This window comes from Mixta theicola, from assembly GCF_002895925.1.
Taxonomy (GTDB): Bacteria; Pseudomonadota; Gammaproteobacteria; order Enterobacterales; family Enterobacteriaceae; genus Mixta; species Mixta theicola.
Genome location: NZ_NWUO01000031.1, coordinates 1 through 5,495 on the forward strand (window position 1 = coordinate 1; position 5,495 = coordinate 5,495).

Below are 5,495 nucleotides of genomic sequence, written 5' to 3' on the forward strand. Positions count from 1 at the left end.
ATGAGTTTGTTGTCATCATGGAAAAGGATGCATCAGAGCAGAGCGCGAAAATATGGACTCCGGGCGCCTTGCTGCCGCTGCCGCTGATTATCTTTGAACCGGGAAGCGGGACACGCGCCCTGATTGATCAGTGGTTCCGGGAGACGGGACATATTGCCTGCGCGGTCATGGAGCTTGGCAGTATCGAGGCTATTAAAAGAATGGTCCGTGCAGGTCTTGGTTACAGCATTGTTCCCCGAATGTCCGTTGCATGCATAGAGTAAAGATCGGGGCTCGATCTTTACTCTGTGACGCCCTCTCTTCACCGGACGCTTGGGGCAGTTATGCGGGAGGACCGGATTGTAAGCAGAGGAATCAATGAAGTGCTGAAAAGCCTGCACAGCAGTTTTGCAAAAAACGAAATCAGATAAATATTATTCGATATTTAAACCGGACAGGTCCGATCTACTCTTTCCGGCAAAGTATCATTACAGCGTTTACCAGCTACCAATGTCCGCTCCTGGCACAAAGCGGAGTTTCGTTACCCCAACGCACTTCTTCTTTAATTAACCCAGTCTTCCAGCGCCAGACCCGGAACCCGCTCAAATTCCCGGGTATTGTTCGTCACCAGCACGGCGTCAGCCGAGATGGCGTGCCCGGCAATCGCCGTGTCGTTCGGACCGATCGGCGTGCCGGCGAGGCGCAGCGCGACTCGGATGTCCGTGGTGGCATCCACCGCGGCACGATCCCAGGGCAGGACGGCATCAAGGCGGGTGCAGAATTCATCGACCAACTGCACGTGGCGCGGTGAGGCTTTCGGGCCGGTGGCGCCGAAGCGCATCTCCTGATAGGTGATGGCCGAGATTACAATGCGGTTTCCGCGCAGCACTGCCTGCTCGAGGCGCTTACGAACGGCTTCCGGCTGCTCGCGCATGATGAATGAGCAGATGCAGGTGTCCAGCATATAGGTCTTGTTCACAGGTCAAATCGTCCTTCGTCGCTGACAACGTCCTCGCGCTCCGCCATAAAATCAGGATCGGCTTTTTCAAGTTCAAAAAATGAGTTCCAGGTCGGCCGGACGGGGCGCAGGATAATGCTGTCTCCTTCCCGGACGATCTCCAGCTCGCTCACCCCCTCAAAATCCAGATCGCGGGGCAGGCGGATGGCGCGGTTATTGCCGTTTTTAAAAATAGAAACTGTGCGCATGGTTTTTCCTCATATGCTGAGTGTGCCAGGGAGTTTTCCCGCATGGGTGCAGTATATGTCTGAAGGACTGATTTGTATAGGTGAAGCATATGCAGATGGTACGTATATGCGTATGTAAAGCATATGCATATGCAAAGTATATGGATATGTACAGCATATGTCTGCTTTCTCTTTTTCCAGCTGAGATCCGGAAAAAGACAGAAGCGGATCCTGACTGGCCAGTGGCGGCTTTTTGCGCAGGGTGCTACATGTTGTGGGCTGGTCAGCTGCTCAGCATACAAGATATGGGGTAACGGCCACTGTCAGAGCCGGCTGCGCCGGGCTTTTCCCCGCCCTGCCGCCGTGCTACGCTTCCGGAAACTGCCGTATCCGGAAAAAGTCGGATCAAGCCGGTAAGGGTGTACGGTAATTTAGCAGCGTGCTTATAAGCCTGCTTATTGTCAGATAATGGATATTTACTGGCGGGAAGGTAATTCTGAGTAACTGTCAGATGAGTCAGTGGGTGATGATTTCGACGTGGGACTATTAGCGAGGTTAAGAGGTGGCAATTGAAGAGCTAATTGCCTTGCTCATTGAGCAGGGTGAGAAAAGCGTCTGGTTTTACCCGACAGAGGACTGCAACGGTTCAAAGCTGTTTCTGCTTCTCGATAAGTTCGGCGGCGAACTGGCCTGGCGATGGGTCAATGACGGACCTGAGCGCTGGCGTACCCAAATGTCTTGGCTTCCCTCGTACTCTTCCCTGCCTGCTAATGCCGTAGAATTCGATCTTGAACAGGATCGTTTTATGTTTCAATCGATAGATGCCTCAAATGGTTCTGCATCACCCAGGCCGGCTTGGTGCCGTTAAGAAATTAAAAAGGGTTAGCGAGATTACATATCAGCGAAGGAATACAGATTTATGGATGGCGGGATTTCCGTATGGGTGCCGGTGATTTCAGTCCTGGCGGGTAGTGTGCTGACCGGAACCATTCAGTATTTTATGAACCGGCAGAACCACTTTTTTGCCCTGAAACGTGAGGAGAAGGCGGCTGCAGACAGGCTGCGTAATGAAAAACAGGCAGAAGAAAACAAACTGCAGCGGGAGCGCATATTTATCGCCGCTGAACTGGTCTTCCTGCTTGAGCAATACGCCGAGGGATGCGCGCGAGTTGCCGCTGATCATGGCGATGATAACCCCCAGAGCGAACGTGAGCCGACCGTAAATTATCCGCTGTTAAATCTGACAGATGTATCAGGCGATTGGCGGGTACTGTCGCGCCTATTAATGTACCGTATCCGGGAATTGCCGGTTCTTCAGAATGAGGCACAAAGAACGATTGCCGGTGTCGGAGAATATGATCATCCCCCTTATTATTCTTATTACTTCCGGGAGCGACAGTATCAGTTTTCCCGTCTTGGTATGAAGGCGGTGATTCTGGCCATGCGCCTTCGCAAAGCCGTTGGACTTCCTGAAAGCCGCCTTCAGGATACTGAGTGGTCTGCATATAACGTGCTCTGGAAGGTGTGGCGGCAGGAACGGAAACGCCGGGCGGCAGATTACGCAAATAAATGAGTGTGGCATGAACCAGTGCCTCTCCTGAATAGCAGTGAGGAAACCAGCCTGTGAGTAGTTTGATGCCGTACGCCTTCCAGCAGTCGCCCGCGCAGCTGCCGGTCGCCATTGATTATCCGGCCGCGCTGGCGCTGCGCCAGATGGCAGCGCAGCACGATGAATACCCGCAGTATTTACTGGCACCTGAAGTCAGCGCACTGCTCCACTACGTGCCGGATCTGCACCGCAAGATGCTGTTCACCACCCTCTGGAACACCGGCGCGCGTATAAACGAAGCGCTGGCGCTGACGAGAGGAGATTTCAGCCTGGTGCCGCCCTACCCTTACGTGCAGCTGGCCACGCTGAAGCAGCGCGGTGAAAAAGCGGCACGCGGCCCCGGCAGGGCGCCGTCAGGCGTGGTCCCTCACCGGCTGGTTCCGCTTTCCGATCCGCAGTATGTGCCTCAGCTGGAGATGATGGTCGCGACGCTCAAAATACCGCTCGAGCGGCGCAATCCGGAAACCGGCCGGACCGAGAAGGTAAGGCTCTGGACAGTCACCGACAGGACCGTGCGTACCTGGCTGAACGAGGCTGTCGCCGCAGCCGCCGGTGACGGAGTCACATTCTCCGTGCCGGTGACGCCGCACACCTTCCGCCACAGCTACGCCATGCACATGCTTTATGCGGGGATTCCGCTGAAGGCGCTGCAGAGCCTGATGGGGCACAAAAGCATGAAGTCCACCGAGGTCTACACAAAGGTGTTTGCGCTGGACGTGGCGGCCCGGCACCGGGTGCAGTTTCATATGCCGGGAACTGAAGCTGTTGCCATTCTTAAAAAGATCGACTTCTAGCAGGTAAGTTTGCGATGTGTTTAGGAAGCGGCAAGTTGAGGGCAAAAAAAAACCCGGTCTGGTAAACCGAGTTTTTTCTGTACCGGAGAACGGTTGGTAGCCGCTTGCCGGGACGTTGCTGCTTGTACCTGCTAACTGCCAGCAATGTTAAACCTGTTTGACGAACCCGTCAACGTTGCGGCTGGTACCGCACGGCTTTATACTCGTCGCAGTTGGCAGCGCTACGCTGTTGCAGCCTCTCAGAAGTGGGTTAAAGCTTAGCCGCGCAAAAGTTTTACCCCGGCAGGAAACAGGTGGTGCTGTCCGGTCTGCTTCCACCCAAAAGAGTGCTGCTTGTACCTGCTAACTACTCGTACGCGCCGCAAGGGGGTAACAAAAAAGCACTTGCGACGTGTGGCGCTCTCCTGAGAAGGAGATGCCAAAAGTGATAACTTTAGGAACTATCCTCCTGGTTTTGCAGATTCTGCTTACCGGAGTAGAGCTTATCGTTGCCATCAAGCAACTGACCGGACGCCCGTAAGGGAATAAGGAACTTGAATCAAGGCGGGGATTAACCACCCCGCCTTTTTTCGTATCAATTTTCCCATAACTAAAACCAGCCTATATTCCTATCTGCTTTGACTAACAATTCACCCTTCCCTACTGATTATCCTGAATTCATCGTTTGTTAGTCGCCGGAAAAATTAAGCTTATGCTTTTAATGGTATTTTTCATCATCATATTACTATTATGTATATACATTAGTATATGCAAATAGTTATTGGTGAGGATTATGCTCTGAAAATCTAACAACACGTATTGATGTTATTTTGTATATGCTCATGTATATACAAAGTGCATGCTTACAAAACAAAATTGGGCTACTTAAGACGGCAACGCAGGGCGGGCAGTTTGCACGTCTACGCGCAGTTCTACTTTGAAGGTAAGCCCTTAAAGGCATCCTCCCAGTATGGATCTCTGTCTGGGTCATTGACGATCTTGCTCATCCATGATTCAGAGCGTCGCCATCTTTCGGCCACTTCTTTCATCGTCCAGTTTCTTTCTCTGAGTAGATTTTTGATATCCGAGACCGTGAGTTTGGTGCCAACCCAGTTACGCAGAATATTTTCATCAACAGCAAATTCAAGACCCGGATATTTTTCTTCCAACGATTTCCTGGAGGTGCTGAACCATACAGGGTCATCGTTGCCTTCAAACTTGATAGTGGTATACCGGTGGCCATTATTCAGGCTGATTTCAGGGTGGTAATACTCAATCCAGACTGAGTTCTCATTGATGTAGTCAAATATCCATGCATCAAACTCACGGCTTTTACGCTGCTCAGACTTGAAGAGATCGCTAAAATTTTTCCTGTTCGAGACCTTAAGCGCTCCATCCTGCATCAGCGCATTAATCGCAGATATGCGTACGCTCTCAGCTGCATTCGTTATTGAGGTGTTGTAGTAGTTCAGTAACTGAGCGCAGGTAAACACTATTTTGCCTTGGGCAATTTGCACGCGCAGATAACAGTATCCTTGATCGTTCCAGAAAGCCTGGAAGCGCAACGGGTGATAAGTCTTGTCGAACCCTTCAGTCAGCGTAAACCTGATTCTCATACCTTACTCCTCATTTTTATTAATTAAGCCACAAATTGAATTATGGTGCTCATTAAGTCAAGTTAAGAGAGCAATGTGTTTTTTTATTTAATTGTTTTGGTATATGCAAATGTATATACATAAATAGCTTTGCATATGCTTTTGTATATACATTGACACATTCTAGGATCTGCGTAATATGTATATAACTTTGTATATACATGGTGGGTGATGCTGCCAACTTACTGATTTAGTGTATGATGGTGTTTTTGAGGTGCTCCAGTGGCTTCTGTTTCTATCAGCTGTCCCTCCTGTTCAGCTACTGACGGGGTGGTGCGTAACGGTAAAAGTACT

At 50.8% G+C, this 5,495-nt stretch carries 7 protein-coding genes and 1 pseudogene; 5 read left to right on the forward strand and 3 right to left on the reverse strand.

Translation table 11 applies throughout. The features are described 5' to 3' along the window. Positions 1 to 410 (forward strand): annotated as a pseudogene (locus COO59_RS20200) (LysR family transcriptional regulator substrate-binding protein); the annotation flags it as partial. A gap of 131 nt (positions 411 to 541) precedes the next feature. Here COO59_RS20200 and COO59_RS20205 read toward each other — a convergent pair. Beyond that, positions 542 to 958, reverse strand: a complete 417-nt coding sequence (locus tag COO59_RS20205; RefSeq protein ID WP_103061444.1) for a type II toxin-antitoxin system VapC family toxin — start codon at positions 956 to 958, stop codon at positions 542 to 544. Continuing rightward, complete coding sequence (gene vapB, locus COO59_RS20210) at positions 955 to 1,185, reverse strand: type II toxin-antitoxin system VapB family antitoxin (protein ID WP_031378113.1); 231 nt, start codon at positions 1,183 to 1,185, stop codon at positions 955 to 957. The genes COO59_RS20205 and vapB overlap by 4 nt, the downstream gene beginning before the upstream one ends. A gap of 541 nt (positions 1,186 to 1,726) precedes the next feature. Here vapB and COO59_RS20220 point away from each other — a divergent pair. The 3 genes from COO59_RS20220 to COO59_RS20230 all read left to right on the forward strand — a co-directional run bounded on the left by COO59_RS20220 (position 1,727) and on the right by COO59_RS20230 (position 3,567). Then, a complete protein-coding gene (locus COO59_RS20220; protein ID WP_094121214.1) occupies positions 1,727 to 2,032 on the forward strand; it encodes a hypothetical protein in 306 nt (101 codons plus the stop codon). Positions 2,033 to 2,083: 51 nt separating this feature from the next. Next, entirely contained in the window at positions 2,084 to 2,737 is a 654-nt protein-coding gene (locus COO59_RS20225) for a hypothetical protein (protein ID WP_240614175.1), read from the forward strand. Between the two features lie 62 nt (positions 2,738 to 2,799). Further along, complete coding sequence (locus COO59_RS20230) at positions 2,800 to 3,567, forward strand: site-specific integrase (RefSeq protein WP_103061445.1); 768 nt, start codon at positions 2,800 to 2,802, stop codon at positions 3,565 to 3,567. Positions 3,568 to 4,478: 911 nt separating this feature from the next. On the opposite strand, the gene COO59_RS20235 is transcribed toward COO59_RS20230, so the two are convergent. Then, positions 4,479 to 5,162 carry a hypothetical protein gene (locus COO59_RS20235; RefSeq protein ID WP_103061446.1) on the reverse strand — a complete coding sequence of 228 codons (684 nt, stop codon included), beginning with the start codon at positions 5,160 to 5,162 and terminating at the stop codon, positions 4,479 to 4,481. Between the two features lie 261 nt (positions 5,163 to 5,423). On the opposite strand from COO59_RS20235, the gene COO59_RS20240 reads away from it, so the two are divergent. Next, a partial coding sequence (locus COO59_RS20240) for an IS1 family transposase (protein WP_001568368.1) occupies positions 5,424 to 5,495 on the forward strand: 72 nt, incomplete at its 3' end.